Source organism: Methanobacterium spitsbergense, from assembly GCF_019931065.1.
Lineage (GTDB): Archaea > Methanobacteriota > Methanobacteria > Methanobacteriales > Methanobacteriaceae > Methanobacterium_B > Methanobacterium_B spitsbergense.
In genome coordinates this window covers 77,072-94,730 of record NZ_JAIOUQ010000003.1, presented here as the reverse complement: position 1 = coordinate 94,730, position 17,659 = coordinate 77,072, and the positions used below count along the sequence as shown (strand labels likewise).

Below are 17,659 nucleotides of genomic sequence, written 5' to 3'. Positions count from 1 at the left end.
AGATTTTTTGGATTGATAATTGCAACTGGAGCAGTGTTAATGGTAAAAGTAATAAAATCAGCTGTTAAATGCTATAAAAAGAAGACCAAGAAGACTGTTGGTGGTAAAAGGAAGATATACGAGTACAATCAATATCTGGTGCCTTTAAAAAGATCTGATAAATTTGAGTGCAGTGAGGAAGTTTTCATTATACCCCAGAGGCAAATTGAAGAGTTAGTTGGGGAGGATATCTCTATGGCAGAAGAATACCTCAAAAACCTAGGGGTTAAAGATAGCAACATTGAGGTATATGAACGGGAACTTGCTGAATTGGAATGGAAACACAACGAACTATCAAAATCATACAAAGAACTCGTCAGCAAACATACTAAAACCAACAAAAAGTTAAGACTTGAGGATGAGCGTCTCAAATCTTTAGAAGAAGATAAAAGAAAGCTCATGAATAAATTAGAGGAAGTTAGTGGAGCATATAAAACCCTGAAAACAAATTATGAACTTGAATCTGAAAAGAATAAAGTTCTTGAAGATGAGTTGAATATTCAAAAGGATAAGGACATTTGGACGAGTTTAAAAAGTCGCTTAGGTAGTAAAAAGGATGGTGAAGGAGAATAATGAAAAAAAAATTCAATACCGCTCCACATCCAACCATAAGTCAGGTTAAAATAATTGAAGAAAGGAATAATTTTCCAATTAGCTGGCTTAACAAACAAGGTTTCTGTGAATATGGGATCTATCTCGAAAATGTCAAAGGAATCGAGATCAAACCAACTAAATCTATGGTGGAAGGAACAAAGGTACATGCAACTCTTGAAGCGAATTTCAGGGAGGATGCAGAACCAACAACATTTGATGAGATGTTAGAAACATCCAAAACAGGTGAAATTCTTTCAAGAGAATTACCTGTAATGTCCAAACAACATGGTATCAGGGGATTTATTGATGAAGTATGGATGACACCAGATGAATTTGTTATCATTGATGATAAACCCGGTACAAGGGCTTACTCTTCAAGTATTAATCAAGTTTTTGGATATTGTCTTGCGTTTAAGGAAATGATACCCGAAAAAAGAAGGATTGTTGCATCTCTTAAGCAAAGAGGTACAGAAAATATTTACTGGGCATCTTACTTTGATGAAAAGGCTGAAAAAGATATTATTAACCTTATTAATCGCATGCATAGATTATTGGAAGGTGAAATAGAATTCAAAGCAACCGATAATCCTAATAAATGTAGAAGCTGCAGGTTTAACACTATATGTGAAAGGAAAATGGATTTTTAAGGCCATTAATCCATGCCGATACCTTTAAATATAAGCAAAGCGAAAAACAGATTACTGCAATGCAGTCTATTCTATATTAGTCCCGTGGGGTAGTGGTAATCCTGCTGGTCTTTGGAACCGGCGACGGCGGTTCGACTCCGCTCGGGACTATTTAAATTTTCAAAGGTAATTATATGGAAAATGTTCTAGTTATAGGTGCAAATACCCGACCTATGGCATGTTCTCTTAAAAATATGAGATATAATGTTTATTCTGTAGATTATTTTGGATGTCAAGATATCAATCAATGTGTTACAGATAAAAAATCTTTTTTATCACAAAAACCATTTAATTCGTGTGGCTATTTTTCTCAACAATTCGATTCACAAAAACTTGTTAATATGGCTGAAGAATATATTGAGCTTGTAGATTTCATTGTTTGCTGTTCTGGTGTCTCTCCATTAAAATTTCCCAAGAATAAATTAATTGGAAATAGAGATGTAACTGATATCGAAAATAAATATAAACTTTATAAACGCCTTTCAAAGAAATTTGAAGGTATATTTGAATTGCCTGAAACTTACTTGGTAACTGATCTTCAAGAGGCAATTGAAATAGATGCAGCAAGCAATAAAAATTTTCTTTTGAAACCACTTGTAGGATCGGGAGGGTTAGGTATCCGGAACTTTGATCCAACTGATCAAGATGTTGAGATCCATGACGTAGTATTGCAGGAAATTGTTGAAGGCGATGATATTAGTGCATCAGTGCTCTCGAGTGGAGATGAGACAACAACAATTTTAACAAGCCAGCAATTAATAGGAAAAAGTTGGTTGGGACAAAGGGAAATATATGGGTACTGTGGTAACATTGCCCCATACACAGAAAAATTCGATGCAAATAAAAATATAAATATGCAAAAAGATTTTAAAGAAGTTGCTGAAGATGTTGTAAAGGATTTGAAACTAATAGGTTCCAATGGTGTAGATTTGAAAATAAATAATGGAAATATCTACCTTATAGAAGTTAATCCTAGACCACAAGGAACTTTTGAAGTAGCGGAACTATCTTTGGGGATAAACATGGCAGAAGCCCATATACATGCATGTGAGGGAGATCTAAATAATATTCCTAGGCCTCAAAAATTTGCTACAAAGATGATAATTCATGCAAAGTATCGTTCTTTGGTAGGAAATCTTGATTTAAAAGATTTGAATGATATACCGGGTTCAGAAGTAATTATTGAAAAGGGAGAACCTGTAGCTACTGTGTTAACCTCAGGAAAATTACTTGAAAATACTATTTTTTCAGCAAAAAAGATTGTTTCCAATGTATACCAAGATTTAAATCCAATATCTTAAATTTCAATTTTTTAGATGTGTTCAAAATATATGTAGTAATCTAAGAATGAATATTATGGTCCCAATCACTATTAAAATGGTTGACATTATCATTGCCCCAGCAAATAGAAGGAACAGCTTTGCACGGTTATCAGGATCTTTTATATCCTTAAATAATTCGTTTAATGGGTCTCGAGTCATTATTTTACCTCACTAGAAATACGTACTGTGTTGTAGTTGGAAGCTCTTTTCGTAGTAATTTGATGTCTTTTCTGTACAAATATATCTCTGAACTACAGTCTTTAATCTTAAGTATATTGCATATAACTTTGTTTTCGAGTCTTCCAAATATTTTGGAACCCGAAGCATTTGAATCAATCTCAATGTATATTGGTAATCTCAGTAGATGGTATTCTGATTCTTCGATAATTTCAGATAATCTTCTAAGTTCATCCATTTTAAATCTATGTCTGCTATTATCTCCTCCAACAACATGTGGTCTTTCCTCTAGGAGAAGTTCATCAAGGAACTTTCGTTTGCGAGGTAAATGTTTGTTGAGGCTTAATATCTGTTTTTTTACTAATCTATCTCCGCGGTTATCCTGTCTCATTTGTAAATTATATCTGATTGGGATTATATATTAATTTTAGTTTATGATCTAATTTTATATAATATATTTGGAGTGTAAAAATGCAAATAAATGTGGAACAATGTAGGGAAAACGATAAGATTAAAGATGTTATAAGTAAAAGTGGCCTTCCAATAAAATATATAAAGCTTTTACTTAGAATTTCTGATGCCATATACATCAACGCAATTAATTATAATGTTACTATAGAGAATGGTCTAGTTAAAATCCTTCTTATTTCGTCAAAACCAGACAACAAAAAAGGAAATTTTAACACCATATCCCTTACCAATATTCTATTCAGAATAAAAGAAATGGAAAAGGAAAATAGTGATATTGAAACTAAGAGTAATGTAGTAGATGGTATGCTACAGATTCGGATCAAGGTAATGGATGGATAGATTTTTATAGGCATCATTTATAATATTGTAAATTAGATGAAGAACAGTTTAAAGGAGTAATAAATGCTTGCTGAAGATTATCACAAATTACTTGTAGAAATAATAGATATAGATACTGAAATATCTTCTATAGCGGATTCTAGACGTTTACTTGTTGAAATAAATGAGAGAGAAGTCATTCTCCTAAAACTTAAAGAAGGTATTGTAAAGGACATACGTACTGCTGAGGCGGATTATATTAAAAGAAAGGCTTTTCTCAGAAAAAAATATGATATGAACCAAAAAAATGGTATTACCAATATAATAAGAGGTTCATCAAAAAGTAGATTGATAAAGGAACTCAAAAAGTTAGAATCCAAATCAAATAAAAATATTGATGATTTAAAAGAAATAAAATATATTATAGACGATCTATTATTACAGTTCAATTCTATGAGAGAGCCATTAAACAAATCAATCAAGGCAAGATTTGGAAATTGAAAATTTTCCAGATATATAAGGTTTTTTTTGTTAAATCATTTTTATTGATCTTTACTTTTTAAAAAAAATTTAAATAAACTCATGAAAAGAAAAAAATAGAAAAAAATAGGATTCAATTAGTGTGTTAGATGTACAGGTAATAGTATCAAAACACCCAATAAATCATCCTTTTTTATTTTACATGTTTCTGCTGCTGCAAACATTGCATGATCAGCCATACGTTTCATGCTAACAGGTAGGGGAACATCCTCATCAACTGCAATTGCATGTCCATAACTATTTGAACCGTATCCACTAAGGAAACTCAAATAATTTGCAGGTATGGGGATTTTCTTGATTTTAATGGATTTTATATTTCCAGATTTGAACATCAGATCTTCATCAGCAATTATTGCCCTAAGATTACCTGAGATGGTTCCTATTTGGAAGTCAAGATGTTTTGATTTAGATTCTGCAAGTTCCTTTTTAACTGCATCTAATCTTGTTATAATCCTAACCAATTATTCCATCTCCATGGTTTTTTTGATCATCTTCAACCTTACAAAGTTTTCCCTTTCCATTTCTTCAAGCCTCATCTCGATATACTTAACAGTATTTTCAAGTTTTGGTATGATGATATGTTCCAGTGCATTAACCCTTCTTTTAGTTGATTCGATCTCGCCTGCAAGGAGTTTTATAGTTTTTTCTATTTCTCCAAGCTCTATTATGAGTTTAATAGATTCTTCAAACTTACTTGCGGCTTCATCAAGTTTAACAGAAGTGTCAAGGAATCCATATCCCCTTTCAACCATTGTTCGTTGGCGGATATCTGAATCGATCACCGGCACAACAACACCCATTATACTTCTGGAGTCAATATCTACCTCAACAGATTCTTTAACAGACATAGCTGACTTTTTGACTGCTAAATCGCCCATCACAATCTGTGCAGCTGTAAGATCTTTATAGGCTTGTTTGAGTGTTTTTTCAACATCTTCCCTTGAACCCTTAACACGCTCAAGTATGTTGAAAAACTCCATGATAAGGGCATTTCTCTTCTCTTTAAGGAGGCTGTGACCCTTTACTGCAAGTTTTTCCCTATCTTTAAGTTTTAGAAGTTCCATCCTTGTTGGATTGATTCCTTCTATCATTTCCTGTGCCATTTTATCCCTCTTGTCCTCTTAAAAAATTTTAAAAATTTAAATAGATTTTAAGGGGGTTTATTTGTATGCTGGATGATATTTTGGGATGTGTTCTGCCCTTACACGTTTCAGTTCTGCTTCTGGTAAAAGGCTTAATAATTCCCAACCTAGGTTGAGTGTTTCTTCAATAGATCTGTCCTCATCCTTTGTCTGAGTTATAAACTGTTTTTCAAATTCATCTGCAAAACTCAGGAATTTCCTGTCACGTTCTGTAAGTGCTTCTTCACCCACAACTGCCATCAGATCTCTCAGATCTCTTCCTTCAGCATATGCTGAGTATAGTTGGTCTGAAACACCACTGTGATCTTCTCTTGTTTGACCTTCACCAATTCCACCACTCATCAATCTTGAAAGTGATGGTAGAACATCTACAGGAGGGTATATACCTTTCCTGTGCAGATCTCTGCTTAGCACAATCTGTCCTTCTGTAATGTAACCGGTTAGATCTGGAATTGGGTGGGTTATATCATCTTGGGGCATAACTAATATAGGCATTTGTGTGATTGAACCTTCTTTGCCTACAATTCTTCCTGCACGTTCATACATGGTAGCTAAATCGGTGTACATGTAACCGGGATATCCTCTTCTTCCAGGAACTTCATCCCTTGCTGCTGATATCTCACGAAGAGCTTCACAGTAGTTGGTAAGGTCAGTAAGTATAACAAGCACGTGCATATTGAGTTCAAATGCAAAGTACTCTGCAGTAGTAAGAGCCATTTTGGGAGTGATGATCCTTTCTATAGCTGGGTCGTCTGCAAGATTCATGAAAACTGTAACTCTTTCAAGAGCTCCTGTTCTTTCGAAATCTCTCATGAAATAGTTTGCTTCCTCGTGAGTAATTCCCATTGCAGCAAATACAACTGCAAATTCTGTTTCTTCACCTATAACCTTGGCCTGTCTTGCAATCTGTGCAGCAAGTTCGTTGTGTGGAAGACCAGAACCTGAAAATATAGGTAGTTTCTGACCTCGTACCAGTGTGTTCATACCGTCTATAGTCGATATACCTGTCTCAATGAACTCAGCGGGGAATTCCCTTGCTGAAGGGTTCATTGGGTTACCACTAATATCAAGCTCTTTATCTGGAATGATTTCTGGACCACCATCGATAGGTTGACCAGTTCCATTGAACACCCTTCCTAACATATCTGGTGAAACACCGAGTTTTGCTGTTTCTCCTGTAAACCTGACTTTGGTTGTTGATGTATTGAGGTCGCTAGTTCCTTCAAAAACTTGCACAACAGCAAGGTCTCCTCGGACTTCAAGAACCTGCCCTCTCCTTTTATCACCTGCAGGTGTTTCGATCTCAACGATTTCGTTGTATGCCACACCTTCGACACCTTCAACAATCATTAGAGGACCGGAAACTTCGGAAACAGTTGTATATTCCCTTGTTTTGATATCTATCTTCATCTTCATACCTCACTGCATTGTTTAACTACATTATCCTGAATTTCCTTCACCTTCACAAAAAATTCAGATTCAGGCAGATATTTCATCCTACCAATCTCATCCTTTACAGGGATGGTAATAATGTCTGCGGATGCTGCTCCACGATCTAATGCTGCTTCCGCGTTCATATGGAACATTATTATGGTTTTAAGCATTTCATACTGCTTTTTAGGAGGGCAGTATGTATCTACTTCATGATAAGCATTTTGTTGAAGGAAATCTTCTCTTATCATTCTGGTTGTTTCAAGAGTAATTCTCTCACGATCTGGAAGTGCATCTGGACCAACAAGTTGTACAATCTCCTGTAGTTCAGATTCTTTTTGGAGAAGAGCCATTGCTTTGTCCCTTGTTTCTCTCCAGTCTGATCCTGTATTGGTATTCCACCAGTCTTCTACACTGTCCACATATAATGAGTAGCTTTGGAGCCAATCTATTGATGGGAAGTGACGTTTATCTGCAAGTGATGCATCTAGAGCCCAGAACACTTTGGATATACGTAGTGTATTCTGTGTAACTGGTTCTGAAAGGTCACCACCAGGCGGTGATACTGCACCAACAACTGTTACTGAAGAAGTTTTATCTTCTGTACCTACTGTAGTTATCCTTCCGGCCCGTTCATAGAACTGTGCAAGTCTTGATGCTAAATATGCAGGGTATCCTTCTTCACCTGGCATTTCTTCAAGTCTTCCTGAGATCTCCCTCATTGCTTCAGCCCATCTTGAGGTTGAATCAGCCATAAGTGCTACATCATATCCCATATCACGGAAATACTCTGCTATGGTTATACCAGTATAAACACAAGCTTCCCTTGCAGCCACGGGCATGTTAGATGTGTTTGCTATAAGGACTGTTCTGTCCATAAGTGGTTTACCTGTTTTTGGGTCTTCAAGTTCTGGAAACTCTTTTAGAACCTCTGTCATTTCATTACCACGTTCTCCACAACCTACATAAACAATAATATCTGCATCTGCCCATTTTGCAAGCTGCTGCTGTGTAACAGTTTTTCCTGATCCAAATGGTCCAGGCATAGCTGATGTTCCACCCTTAGCAACAGGGAAAAAAGTGTCTTGTGCTCTTTGTCCAGTTACGAGCGGAATATCTGGGTCTAATTTTGCTTTGTATGGTCTTCCAACTCTTACTGGCCATTTTTGCATCATTGGTACTTTTACAATACCTGATGAAGTTTCAACTTCTGCTATTTCTTCTTCAACAGTATACTGTCCTTCAGGCACAATGCTTATGAGTTTACCTTCCACTTTTGGAGGTATCATTATTTTCTGGAGAATCGCAGATGTTTCCTGGACTTCTCCTATAACATCTCCACCTTTAACTTCGGTTCCAGCTGTTATAGTTGGTTTGAACATCCATTTTGTTTCTTTGTTCAATGATGGAACACTTACTCCTCTCTGTAGATAATCTCCTGTCAATACTTTGATCTTTTCAAGTGGTCTCTGAATTCCATCGAATATTGATCCAATTATGCCTGGGCCCAGTTCAACTGATAATGGTCCTCCTGTACTTTCAATTGGTTCACCAGGTTTCATACCTGCTGTTTCTTCATAAACTTGTATGGTTGCTGTGTCACCTTCGAGTTCAATTATTTCTCCAATGAGCTTATCGTTCCCGACTTTAACCATTTCATGCATTTGGGTTCCTTTCATGCCGTTTCCGACAATAACAGGGCCTGCTATTTTTATTATATTTCCAGTATTCATTTTACCATCTCAACCCCAATTACTCTTCTTATAAGCTCTCTCATAGGATCAGATTCCCTTTCAATCGAGCCTGTTTTGTCTGGTATTTCAATTATCATAGGCAGTGCGCGTTCACTTGTTAATTTATCTATAGTTTCTCTAAATTTGTCACCTATTTTCTCAGTTGTTATTATTACTGAAAAATCTTTTTTAACTAGGTCTTCAAGAATTTCTCCAGCTGTTTCTATATCTTTAACAGGGTATCCTTCTTTTATACCTCCGAGCATAAAACCTGTGACAGTATCTTCATCAGCCATCACAGCTATATTTGATTTCATATCAACATCTCCTTAATCATTGAAGCGGAGAATCCTTCTTCTCTTTTGCCTCTAGCTATGATCTTTAAGTTTTTGACTTCGTTTTCTTTTCTACTTAAAAATCCTATCATAGGTCCAATTCCAAACTGATTTTTCAATGATATGGTTTTTGCTGTTTTAGCAATATGACTATCAAGTGCATTTTCAAAACTAGCCATAGAATGTGTATTATTATAATCTGTCATAGCATCTGAAAGCATAGGTGCATAATCTGTACCTTCCAAGCCACTTACAACACCAGATATGTCCTCAGCTTCCATAAGTTCCTTTAACTTCCATTCCCTGATTTGATAACCGTCAGATATCATGTAAGAATCAATATCATCGTATTTCAGATTGTCTGCTTTGGCCCGGATTATAATTTTGATGTTTGCAACATCTACCATTGTGCCTACATAATTATGTAGTAAACTTGTATTGTCATCTTCGGGAGTTGCTGATGCTCTTAAAAGATTTTCAAGTAAATATTTGTCTAAAGATGCTTCTAAAGGTAATAATAAACCTGTTTCATTATAAATAGGAATTGCATCCTCTAATATCTGTGGATATTCGGTTCCTTCAAGTGCATTTAGTACCTCTGAAACACTATGTGCCTCAATAAGGCTGTCTAATTTATCAGTAAGTGCACCGAATGGTACAATAAGATTTAAAGTTTCTTCTGAGCTTAGACCTGCTTCTTTAGCAATTATGATACTTTTAATATTTCTAATATCCCATTTTTTAAGTAAAAACTGGAATACTTCCTTACTATTATCTGGTGTAATCCTTGCTATTAGATCGTATGTTTCTGCAAGTTGAGTATCCAGTGCTTTTTCCAAAGGGTACAGATCAACATACTTTGCATAATCAGGTACATTTCGGAGGTAATTTTTGACCTCTTCAATGTTCTGGGATTCTACAATCTCTGAAAACTCTTTTTCAGTGAAAAGCCTTCCAGTTCTTGCCCTAACCCTAGCATTAGGATAAGTGTATGGAAACATGCTCAGAACAGGTTTTATAGTTGATACAACCACTATTACTGCTACAACTGCTAATATTAAGAACATTGCACCTATAAAAGCTTCAACCGAGGGAAATCCAAATGAAGTAACTAATGTAGCAATATCTTCTACCATTTAAATCCCCCTATTATTTGAAAAGTACATGTGCAACTTCTGATCTCAGAGATTTTTTAAATCTAAGCATCCTTGCTTCGATTGTATTGTTAACTTCTATATCTCCATTTATGGTTTTTACAATAGCCCCACCAATGGTATTGATATTATCGCCTATCTCTAATTTAGTTTCGGTACCTGTTTTTTCTTTAACTTCATTTTCCATTGAGGATATAGAATCTTTTATTTTAGCCACATCTTCCTGTTTGAGAAGTATGATAAGATCGCCCCCTCCTATTTCCAATGCAGCTTCTGTTATAATATTTTTAAGAGATACTTTATATTCTTCAGAAGTTGAAGATGCAATTTCTGCAAGTTTTTCTTCAGCTTTTTTAAAGGATTTTTCTATTATTTCTTCCCTTGCCTCAAGTTCCATCCTTCGAGAGTTCATCTTAGCTTCTGAGATTATCTGTTGATATCTCATTGTGGACTGTTTTTTACCGTCTTCTAAGATCTTTTCCTTTTCAATAATAGCTATCTTTTCGCCTTCTCCTAAAATGGAGGTGCTTTCCTTCTCAGCTTTTTCTAAAATAGAATCAGCTTTGAATTGAGCATCTGACATTATACTTGAGACTATTTTTTCTGTCCCGGAACTCATGTCTTATCCTCCAAGAATTCCACCGAACACCATAAGCAATATAGCAATAAGGAAACCGTATATAGCCTGTGTCTCTGGCAGAGCTGTAAATATAATACCTCTTGCAAACATATCTGGTTCTTCAACAACTGCACCAACAGCAGATGATGCTGTTATACCTTGACCCATACCTGAACCTAAACCTGCAAATCCAATTGAAGATCCTGCACCTATAGCTATTAATCCCGATGCAACTGATAAAGAGCTTCCTGTCCCCATAATTCCTGAGAAAACCAGAAGCAAAATGGCAATTAAAAAACCATAAATAGCTTGTGTTTCTGGCAGAGCCGTGAAAATGATACCTCTTGCAAACATGTCAGGGTCTTCTGCTACTGCACCTACACTTCCTGCTGCTGCAATTCCTTGTCCTATACCTGATCCTAATCCCGCCATACCGATCGCTATACCTGCACCGATTGCTGCTAATGCTGTTCCTAATACAATTTCTACCATGTTATTTACCTCCTAATTCCGTATGTGTTCTTTTTGTTCGGAAGGCCTTGAACTTTTGACTTCCACCTATGTAAAACTGAGCAAAATACTCAACATAATGCAAACGTAATGAATTTATAAATGCACCCAAACTCTGGAATGCACAATTGGCTATATGTCCTCCAATGAATATAATTGGTGCCAGTACAACTCCTATAACTGGAAGCATTTCACTTGATAGACCTGTTAAAATGTTAACTGTCATGGCTATACCTCCTGTTGAAAGACACAGGGCCAATAGCCTAGCGTATGACAACAGAGTTCCAAGGAATCCTGTAAGATCCATTAGACCAAATGCGCCATTGAAATAGATGAGCATTATAAGGCTTAGTAAGATTACAGGACCACCAAAAATGGCTCCGCTAGTAATTGAACCGGTATTTAAATAAAGTACAGCAAGTATTACTATGCCTGCTTCAAGAACCAACCAAACAATTTGCGCTCCAAGCGCTTCCCTTATATCTCCACGGGTTATGTTGTTGTATGCTCCTATTATCAGGCCCATATTGACGTGTATAACACCTACAATTAATGCGAGTATGAGTATATTTTCAGGATGAACAAATGCATCTAAAGATGCTATAGTTGTTGGAAGAGGAACACCCGTAATCCATTTAGGGAAGAAATTCCCAATGAAACCATTGGTAACCATACCTAGTATGAATGCCCATACACCACATGCAATTAAGATAAGACCCATGTTTGACATTAATTTGCTGTTTTTACCCAGACCCCTATAAATAACAAAACCAATAATTGCATCAACAATTCCATATCCTGCATCGGTTAGACAAAAACCAAAGAAGAATGGGAATATAATTGCCATGAAAATTGTTGGATCAAACTCCCTGTAATCTGGAGGGGAATACATATTAACAAACAGTTCATAGGGTTTGGCAAACCGAGGATTATCCAAGTGTACAGGTATCTTGTCCTTCTCAATATCAGGATCTGATACCTCTACTATAGAATGGCTATCTGTTTTGCTTTCAATAATATTGAGGGTTTTTTCAAGATTTTTCTTTGTAACCCATCCCTCAAACATAACTGTTTTTTCAGTTTCACCAAACGATGAGAATATTTCACTGCGTTGTTTTTCAATTTCCAGCATTTCTTTTAAAACCAATAATTCTGAATGCCATTCTGCAGATATTTCTGCTAAATTGTCTAAAATTGATTCTTTTTCTTTTGCAATTGATTCTATTTCTGATTTAGAATTTACAATAATCTCATTGGGTTTACCAGAGATATCAGTTAATTCAAATCTTTCAAATTCTAGCTTCCTTAACAGACTGGCAATTTTGTCTCCATTTTGTTTAAGGGTAACTACCAATAGTATTTTATATTCTTTATCTTCACTGTCATTATCCAAAACCACAGTTTCATCAGGTAAATCTTTCATACCATCTTTAAATTGTTTATAGGAATCTAAAGCAATTTTACCTGCTATAACAGATACATATTTTGTTCCTGCTAAGTCACCAATATTAACATCAAATTTAATTAAATTTTCAGCAACATTACAGGCATTCGTTAGTCTTAAACGTTTTGTTTCAAGTTCATTGAGTTTTTCTTCCAGGGGTTTGGTTTTAGATTCAACTTGGTTAAGGACGTCTTTTGCATTTGATAAAAGTTTTTCAACTTCTACTTGTTCAACTTCTTTCTTCTCAATTGACGGAGGATTAATAAATCCTTTTGCCATTGTTAAAATCCCTTCATCCTTTTTACTAACTGAATCTAAAAAGTCTGCTGTTCCAGTTATTTTCATTAAAAGGGAGGAAATTTTACCGAGAAAAGGGGTTGCATGCGAAGGTTTTAGAATTTGTTTCCATTCTGCATCTTGTTGTATTCGCTCAGATATATCATGGATCTGTACTAAACCTGATTCGTGAAGTGATTTCACAACTGGATCAGTGTACTTATCCAAAGTAATTATCTTAAGCTTCTTCATTTTTGCGGGCTTGAACATGGTACTCACACTATAAAATACTTTTTACAATTATGTCCGATGCCCCATCTACTTTATCCATCGCTGTTTTTTTGTTTTTTTCAATTTCTTCAGCTGTTTTATTGGATATGTGTAAAGCTTCTTTTTTGGCATTTGTTTCAGCTTCAAACAACATGTTTTCAGCTTCACCAAGAGATTCTTCCTTGAATTTTTCAATATTTTCCTTGGATTTTAAGCGGGACTCTTCTATTTTTTTGGACGATTTCTCTTTTGTATCTTCTATTAATTTGTCAGCATCATTTTCAGCCTTTTTAATGGTAGTAATAGCTTCCGATATCGTTGTCATTTAAATCACCATGATTATGTTGGAAAATCTATTTTGAGTTATATTTATCTTTTACTATTTGATTTTTTTAAATTAATTTTCAATAAGTAAAACAACTCTTATAAATGCAATTTTATCTATTATTTCTTATTCATCACTTTAGCTAAACTTCGTGTTTTCACCTCTGTATCTTGATAGTGTATTTCATCAACGTCAAATATTTTTCTGAAAGGGGGTTCAATAGTTTTTTCTTCAAAAACATGTGAAATAATTCCAGGAAGTCGGCCCATCATAAAAACTCCAGTTCCAAGACTCCAATCAAAGCCAAGGTCTGAAAGTATCCCTGCATTTGCTCCGTCAATATTCATCTTGATTCCTTTAATTTCAAACAGTATCTCCTCGATTGCAAGCGCAAGTTCGGTGTGTACACCGTTACATCCATATTCCTCTGCAATTTTTATAAGTTTACTGGCACGAGGATCTTCTGAATGATATCTATGACCAAAACCGGGTATTTTTTCGTTGTTGTTAAAAAATTCATCCACAACAACACCTGCAACTGCTCTTATATCATGATGGGATTGAAGTGGTCCATTGTATCCTATAACCCCATTTTGAACCAGTTCTTGTAAAATCTTCATTGAACGTTCCAGAGCTCCTGCATGATATTTTCCAAAGGATAAGAGTCCTCCTGAAACACAGCTATTCATTGAAGAACCAGTGGAGGCCATAAGTCTGGAAACCTGTGTACTCGGAGGGGTAACACCATGGTCACAAAATGAAACAAGTACAGATTCAAACATTTTTGAATCCTTTTCAGATGGCATTTTTCCTTTTATAAGTAAATATGCCATCTCAGGATAGGATATGTTTCCTATTAGGTCTTCCTGCGGATATCCCCGGGTAACTATCTTGTTTGGTTCAATTCGGGTTATGGAGGTTTTCCACTTGGGGTTAGTTAATTTTAGTATATTTTCCACAGTTTCTCTTCCAATTGCCATAAAAATCACTCCAAATATTTGGAAGACAGGTTTACGGATGATCTCCTTGGTTCTACACAACAACAAGGACGTGTACAAGTTATTCTCACGCCACTGGCCCTTTGAGGTCCAATATTTACAAACGATCCTAGTGCAGTTATAGAACCACCAATTCCAAGTGCACCTGCATTAGTATTATTAAGTGATTCTGTCAGGTTTTTCTCTAATTCAGATTGGTTATTAAGGTTCCCGTATGCCATTGCCTTCAGCATAAGCGATGCAGCTTCAAAATGAGTTCTACCAATGCCAATAGTTGGAATACAAGGTGTGCATCCAAGCATTGTAATCTCTGATCTCAACCATGTTAAAACTTCTTCAAATACTTTTCTATGATCTCTCTTGTGGAAAACCTTATATGTATGTGCACGAATTTCAGGACCTCCACCAAGCATCAATATATGTATATTAACCCCCTTACCCTCCATGCTATCAACAATAAAAGAAGGAGCTACAAGTTTTTCAGGGTTATTATATAATCCCTTTGATTGTTCAATTCTTTCGATGGAATCTCCCTTGACAGCCATGGGTCTAGCAGGAAGTTCACTTAAACCCTCAGCAATTCCATTATTTATATCCTTGAAAAAACTCTGGGGAAGCTGACTTTCATTCCCAACTTCGATAAGGATGTGTGGTATTCCAGTATCATCACATAATGGAACTTTATTTGTTTTAGCAATTTTTGCATTTTCCAAAAGAAGTTCAAGAACCCATTTAGCATTAGCATTAGTTTCAATTTCAATTGCATGTCTATAAGAATCTAATTGGTCCTTCCTGAAAGTTGTGCTGGCTTCTATAACTGCTTTTTTAATCAAATCAACTAAAACCATTATCTAAACTCCAATACGTATTTATCTATTAAATTTCTTAATGTAAATTCATAAAATATCATGATATTACTTCAGATTGATCTATATTTCTGGTATGGCCATATCATCTGTTCCAGGTTTAGAAATCTTTGCTTCAGAATAATAACGGTCAATCATGCTTTGAACTAGAAAAACCTGTCTCACCCGTTCGGTGGATTGGCTTTGAGTTGTTTCCCATCCATGATGTGCAGCAACAGATCCTCCTGTTTTAAGGTAAACGGGTGATGCATTCCTTATTATTTCTGGTGCTTCATAATGCCGTATAAAACCTCCGGAAGATTTAGGATTTTCCATGTGAAGATCCAGTGAAATATTTATTGACTTTCTAATCGAGGCCATCATTGGAATTTGAAGATCTCTAACCGGATTGAAAGAATCTGCGCCTGTTTCTTCCAGAAACTTTGCAGATGCAGGATTGCCATGCCCACAATGAGCTGAAACTTTAAAATGTGTATTTTTTGGCAACTCTCCTTTTTTTCTCATTTTATTTAATACCCAAAGCAATCCTTCGTCATAGATCACAATTCCCCTCACCCCCAAGGTTGTGGCGCGTTTAACATCTTCTATTGCATATAAAAGATTTTCATATCCTCTCAATCTATAACCTATCCTAGCTCCTTCGGGGGTGTTGGCAGACGCACTAGTATCATATGTTGCCCTGGGACCAACGCTTAAAAATAACTCCATACGGGCATCTATTGCAATTTTGACCATTTCTTCAATTTCTTCATCTGTTAAAAGCATAATGCCCTTTGTCTGAGTTACCCTGTGAACAGTAACACCGTACTGATCTGTTGCATTAACTAATGCAGCCATAGAACCAGGATTTTGAATACCAGGAACTTCGAAACGATACTGTGCACCGTCTGGAAAACGTTTTTTTGATGCTTTTAAATTTTGATCTATTCTTTCAATGCCAATTTCCCTTAAAAAATCTTCTGTGCGCATTAAATCACCTTTAAATTTAAGATTTTATCAATAATTAAGTTAAATAAATTTTTTAATATATTTAAATTCTTAATTTTTTTTATCAAGATTTAAATGCATTGTTCAATATTTCCATTAGTTCATTCATTTTATAGGATTCAAGTTTGTTGATCAAGTTTAAAACATCTAGATCAACCTTTGGATTTAGATTATGGAATTTATGCATTATTTCATGTTGATTAAAAGGATTTTCTGGTTCTCCCTGTGGTAAATCTACCCTACAAAAATAAGATTTCTCTTTTGTAATGACAGTAACCTCAGATGGCCTTTTCCAAGGGTAGAGTTTATTCATATCGTTATCTTTATCTATGCTTACTTTAGATGCCATTGAAATTATTTCATGATCAAGTTCAATGTTCTCTAAGTTTAATTCACCATTTAAAATATAAATCGCAGATGTAACTGGTAAACTTTGTCTAATTGATTCAATGGTCTGTGGGTTGTAATCATCATGTTCAGAAGCAATTTCATATGTTTTAATTCTAATTGATTGTATATCTTCGGTATTTGTTCCTTCTAAAATCATCTGCTTATGAATGTCAATTATGGCATCGATTGATGAATGAAGATGTCTACATACAGGATATCTTTTGAAGTAAACATCATTTATATAATATTTTTTATTATCAAAGAGGTTATCTGCTTTGATTTTATAATTTTCATAATGATTTTCAGAAACCATTGCTTTCAAAAATCCTTCATTACCTTCAATTATTAAATTAGCACCAGTAAATTCATTTTCTGCGAGCATTGCAGAGATCACACCAGCTTGTGCTGCTTTACCTGCATGTAAATGTTTCCCCATACTACCGGAATGATCAGATTCTAGTAATCCTGCAGCTTGGGTCCCTGCAAGCCCTAATGCGTTAATAATATCTTTGGGTTTTAAACACATGATTTTAGACGCGGCTGCTGCTGCACCAAAGGTTCCACAAGTACCTGTACTATGAAAACCGTTATTTCTGTGTTTGGGATTGATGATCATACCCAGAATGATTGAAATCTGATAACCTGCAACAATTGAACTAATAAATTCTTTGCCTGTCTTATCATACGCTTCTGATAATGCTAATGAAGCGGGAATTACAGAACATCCGGGATGTAGTTGTGCAAAACGATGTCCATCATCAAGATCAAGGCTATGGGCAAAAACTCCGTTAATAAAGGGTGCATCTGTGCAATTTGCTTTTTCAAAACCTAAAACAGTAGATGATTCGCCATTGGCAAACAAATTTTTAACTGCTTTTCCACTTTTAGTTCTTGATCCTCTGAGTGAAACAGCTAAAAAATCTATGAAACATAGTTTTGACTTGTTTATCACATTCTCAGGAAGTTTGTTATAATTTGTATTTACAATAATCCTAGCTAATTTCTCAGATATCATTGTAGGTAGAATATATA

Annotated in this window: 21 protein-coding genes and 1 tRNA gene; 6 read left to right on the top strand and 16 right to left on the bottom strand. The window is 35.3% G+C overall.

Annotated features, from left to right (window positions below; all coding sequences use genetic code 11):
• Window positions 1-39 precede the first annotated feature (39 nt).
• The 4 genes from K8N75_RS01565 (at window position 40) to K8N75_RS01550 (ending at window position 2,620) form a co-directional block, all read left to right on the top strand.
• Entirely contained in the window at window positions 40-612 is a 573-nt protein-coding gene (locus K8N75_RS01565; RefSeq protein ID WP_223790413.1) for a hypothetical protein, read from the top strand.
• The gene (gene cas4 / locus K8N75_RS01560) at window positions 612-1,280 is read left to right on the top strand and encodes a CRISPR-associated protein Cas4 (RefSeq protein WP_223790412.1); all 669 of its coding nucleotides are present in this window, start codon (window positions 612-614) and stop codon (window positions 1,278-1,280) included. Before K8N75_RS01565 ends, cas4 begins: the two co-directional genes overlap by 1 nt.
• 78 nt (window positions 1,281-1,358) lie before the next feature.
• Window positions 1,359-1,430: transfer RNA gene (locus tag K8N75_RS01555), tRNA-Gln, on the top strand.
• A gap of 23 nt (window positions 1,431-1,453) precedes the next feature.
• Window positions 1,454-2,620, top strand: a complete 1,167-nt coding sequence (locus K8N75_RS01550; protein ID WP_223790411.1) for an ATP-grasp domain-containing protein — start codon at window positions 1,454-1,456, stop codon at window positions 2,618-2,620.
• Window positions 2,621-2,641: 21 nt separating this feature from the next.
• Here the strand turns inward: K8N75_RS01550 and K8N75_RS01545 are convergent, their stop codons facing one another.
• Together K8N75_RS01545 and K8N75_RS01540 are read right to left on the bottom strand one after the other, a co-directional pair.
• Window positions 2,642-2,800 carry a hypothetical protein gene (locus tag K8N75_RS01545; RefSeq protein WP_223790410.1) on the bottom strand — a complete coding sequence of 53 codons (159 nt, stop codon included), beginning with the start codon at window positions 2,798-2,800 and terminating at the stop codon, window positions 2,642-2,644.
• A 4-nt stretch (window positions 2,801-2,804) separates the two neighbouring features.
• Complete coding sequence (locus K8N75_RS01540; RefSeq protein ID WP_223790409.1) at window positions 2,805-3,209, bottom strand: DUF61 family protein; 405 nt, start codon at window positions 3,207-3,209, stop codon at window positions 2,805-2,807.
• 80 nt (window positions 3,210-3,289) lie between these two features.
• Between K8N75_RS01540 and K8N75_RS01535 the strand changes: the two genes are divergently transcribed.
• Window positions 3,290-3,628: a hypothetical protein gene (locus K8N75_RS01535; RefSeq protein ID WP_223790408.1), complete on the top strand. Its 339-nt coding sequence runs from the start codon at window positions 3,290-3,292 to the stop codon at window positions 3,626-3,628.
• A gap of 63 nt (window positions 3,629-3,691) precedes the next feature.
• Entirely contained in the window at window positions 3,692-4,108 is a 417-nt protein-coding gene (locus K8N75_RS01530; protein ID WP_223790407.1) for a hypothetical protein, read from the top strand.
• Window positions 4,109-4,224: 116 nt separating this feature from the next.
• Here the strand turns inward: K8N75_RS01530 and K8N75_RS01525 are convergent, their stop codons facing one another.
• From K8N75_RS01525 to K8N75_RS01460, 14 genes are all read right to left on the bottom strand, one after another.
• Window positions 4,225-4,608 carry a DUF22 domain-containing protein gene (locus tag K8N75_RS01525; RefSeq protein WP_223790406.1) on the bottom strand — a complete coding sequence of 128 codons (384 nt, stop codon included), beginning with the start codon at window positions 4,606-4,608 and terminating at the stop codon, window positions 4,225-4,227.
• Window positions 4,609-5,250, bottom strand: coding sequence for a V-type ATP synthase subunit D (locus tag K8N75_RS01520; protein ID WP_223790405.1), 642 nt, complete (start codon window positions 5,248-5,250; stop codon window positions 4,609-4,611).
• A gap of 57 nt (window positions 5,251-5,307) precedes the next feature.
• Window positions 5,308-6,699 carry an ATP synthase subunit B gene (locus K8N75_RS01515; protein ID WP_048191521.1) on the bottom strand — a complete coding sequence of 464 codons (1,392 nt, stop codon included), beginning with the start codon at window positions 6,697-6,699 and terminating at the stop codon, window positions 5,308-5,310.
• A 2-nt stretch (window positions 6,700-6,701) separates the two neighbouring features.
• Window positions 6,702-8,453 (bottom strand): ATP synthase subunit A, encoded by a 1,752-nt coding sequence (locus K8N75_RS01510; protein WP_223790404.1) that lies wholly within the window; start codon window positions 8,451-8,453, stop codon window positions 6,702-6,704.
• Window positions 8,450-8,770, bottom strand: coding sequence for a V-type ATP synthase subunit F (locus K8N75_RS01505; protein WP_223790403.1), 321 nt, complete (start codon window positions 8,768-8,770; stop codon window positions 8,450-8,452). Before K8N75_RS01505 ends, K8N75_RS01510 begins: the two co-directional genes overlap by 4 nt.
• The gene (locus K8N75_RS01500) at window positions 8,767-9,924 is read right to left on the bottom strand and encodes a V-type ATP synthase subunit C (RefSeq protein WP_223790402.1); all 1,158 of its coding nucleotides are present in this window, start codon (window positions 9,922-9,924) and stop codon (window positions 8,767-8,769) included. Before K8N75_RS01500 ends, K8N75_RS01505 begins: the two co-directional genes overlap by 4 nt.
• A gap of 13 nt (window positions 9,925-9,937) precedes the next feature.
• Window positions 9,938-10,561, bottom strand: coding sequence for a V-type proton ATPase subunit E (locus K8N75_RS01495; protein ID WP_223790401.1), 624 nt, complete (start codon window positions 10,559-10,561; stop codon window positions 9,938-9,940).
• Window positions 10,562-10,564: 3 nt separating this feature from the next.
• Window positions 10,565-11,053 (bottom strand): V-type ATP synthase subunit K, encoded by a 489-nt coding sequence (locus tag K8N75_RS01490; protein ID WP_223790400.1) that lies wholly within the window; start codon window positions 11,051-11,053, stop codon window positions 10,565-10,567.
• Between the two features lies 1 nt (window position 11,054).
• Window positions 11,055-13,061 carry a V-type ATP synthase subunit I gene (locus K8N75_RS01485; RefSeq protein ID WP_223790399.1) on the bottom strand — a complete coding sequence of 669 codons (2,007 nt, stop codon included), beginning with the start codon at window positions 13,059-13,061 and terminating at the stop codon, window positions 11,055-11,057.
• A gap of 10 nt (window positions 13,062-13,071) precedes the next feature.
• Entirely contained in the window at window positions 13,072-13,386 is a 315-nt protein-coding gene (gene ahaH, locus K8N75_RS01480; protein ID WP_223790398.1) for an ATP synthase archaeal subunit H, read from the bottom strand.
• Between the two features lie 119 nt (window positions 13,387-13,505).
• The gene (locus K8N75_RS01475) at window positions 13,506-14,366 is read right to left on the bottom strand and encodes a citryl-CoA lyase (RefSeq protein WP_223790397.1); all 861 of its coding nucleotides are present in this window, start codon (window positions 14,364-14,366) and stop codon (window positions 13,506-13,508) included.
• 5 nt (window positions 14,367-14,371) lie between these two features.
• Window positions 14,372-15,232 (bottom strand): fumarate hydratase, encoded by an 861-nt coding sequence (locus tag K8N75_RS01470; protein WP_223790396.1) that lies wholly within the window; start codon window positions 15,230-15,232, stop codon window positions 14,372-14,374.
• Window positions 15,233-15,313: 81 nt separating this feature from the next.
• Window positions 15,314-16,219 carry a peptidase gene (locus K8N75_RS01465; protein WP_223790395.1) on the bottom strand — a complete coding sequence of 302 codons (906 nt, stop codon included), beginning with the start codon at window positions 16,217-16,219 and terminating at the stop codon, window positions 15,314-15,316.
• 82 nt (window positions 16,220-16,301) lie between these two features.
• Entirely contained in the window at window positions 16,302-17,642 is a 1,341-nt protein-coding gene (locus K8N75_RS01460) for an MmgE/PrpD family protein (protein WP_223790394.1), read from the bottom strand.
• Window positions 17,643-17,659: the final 17 nt, after the last annotated feature.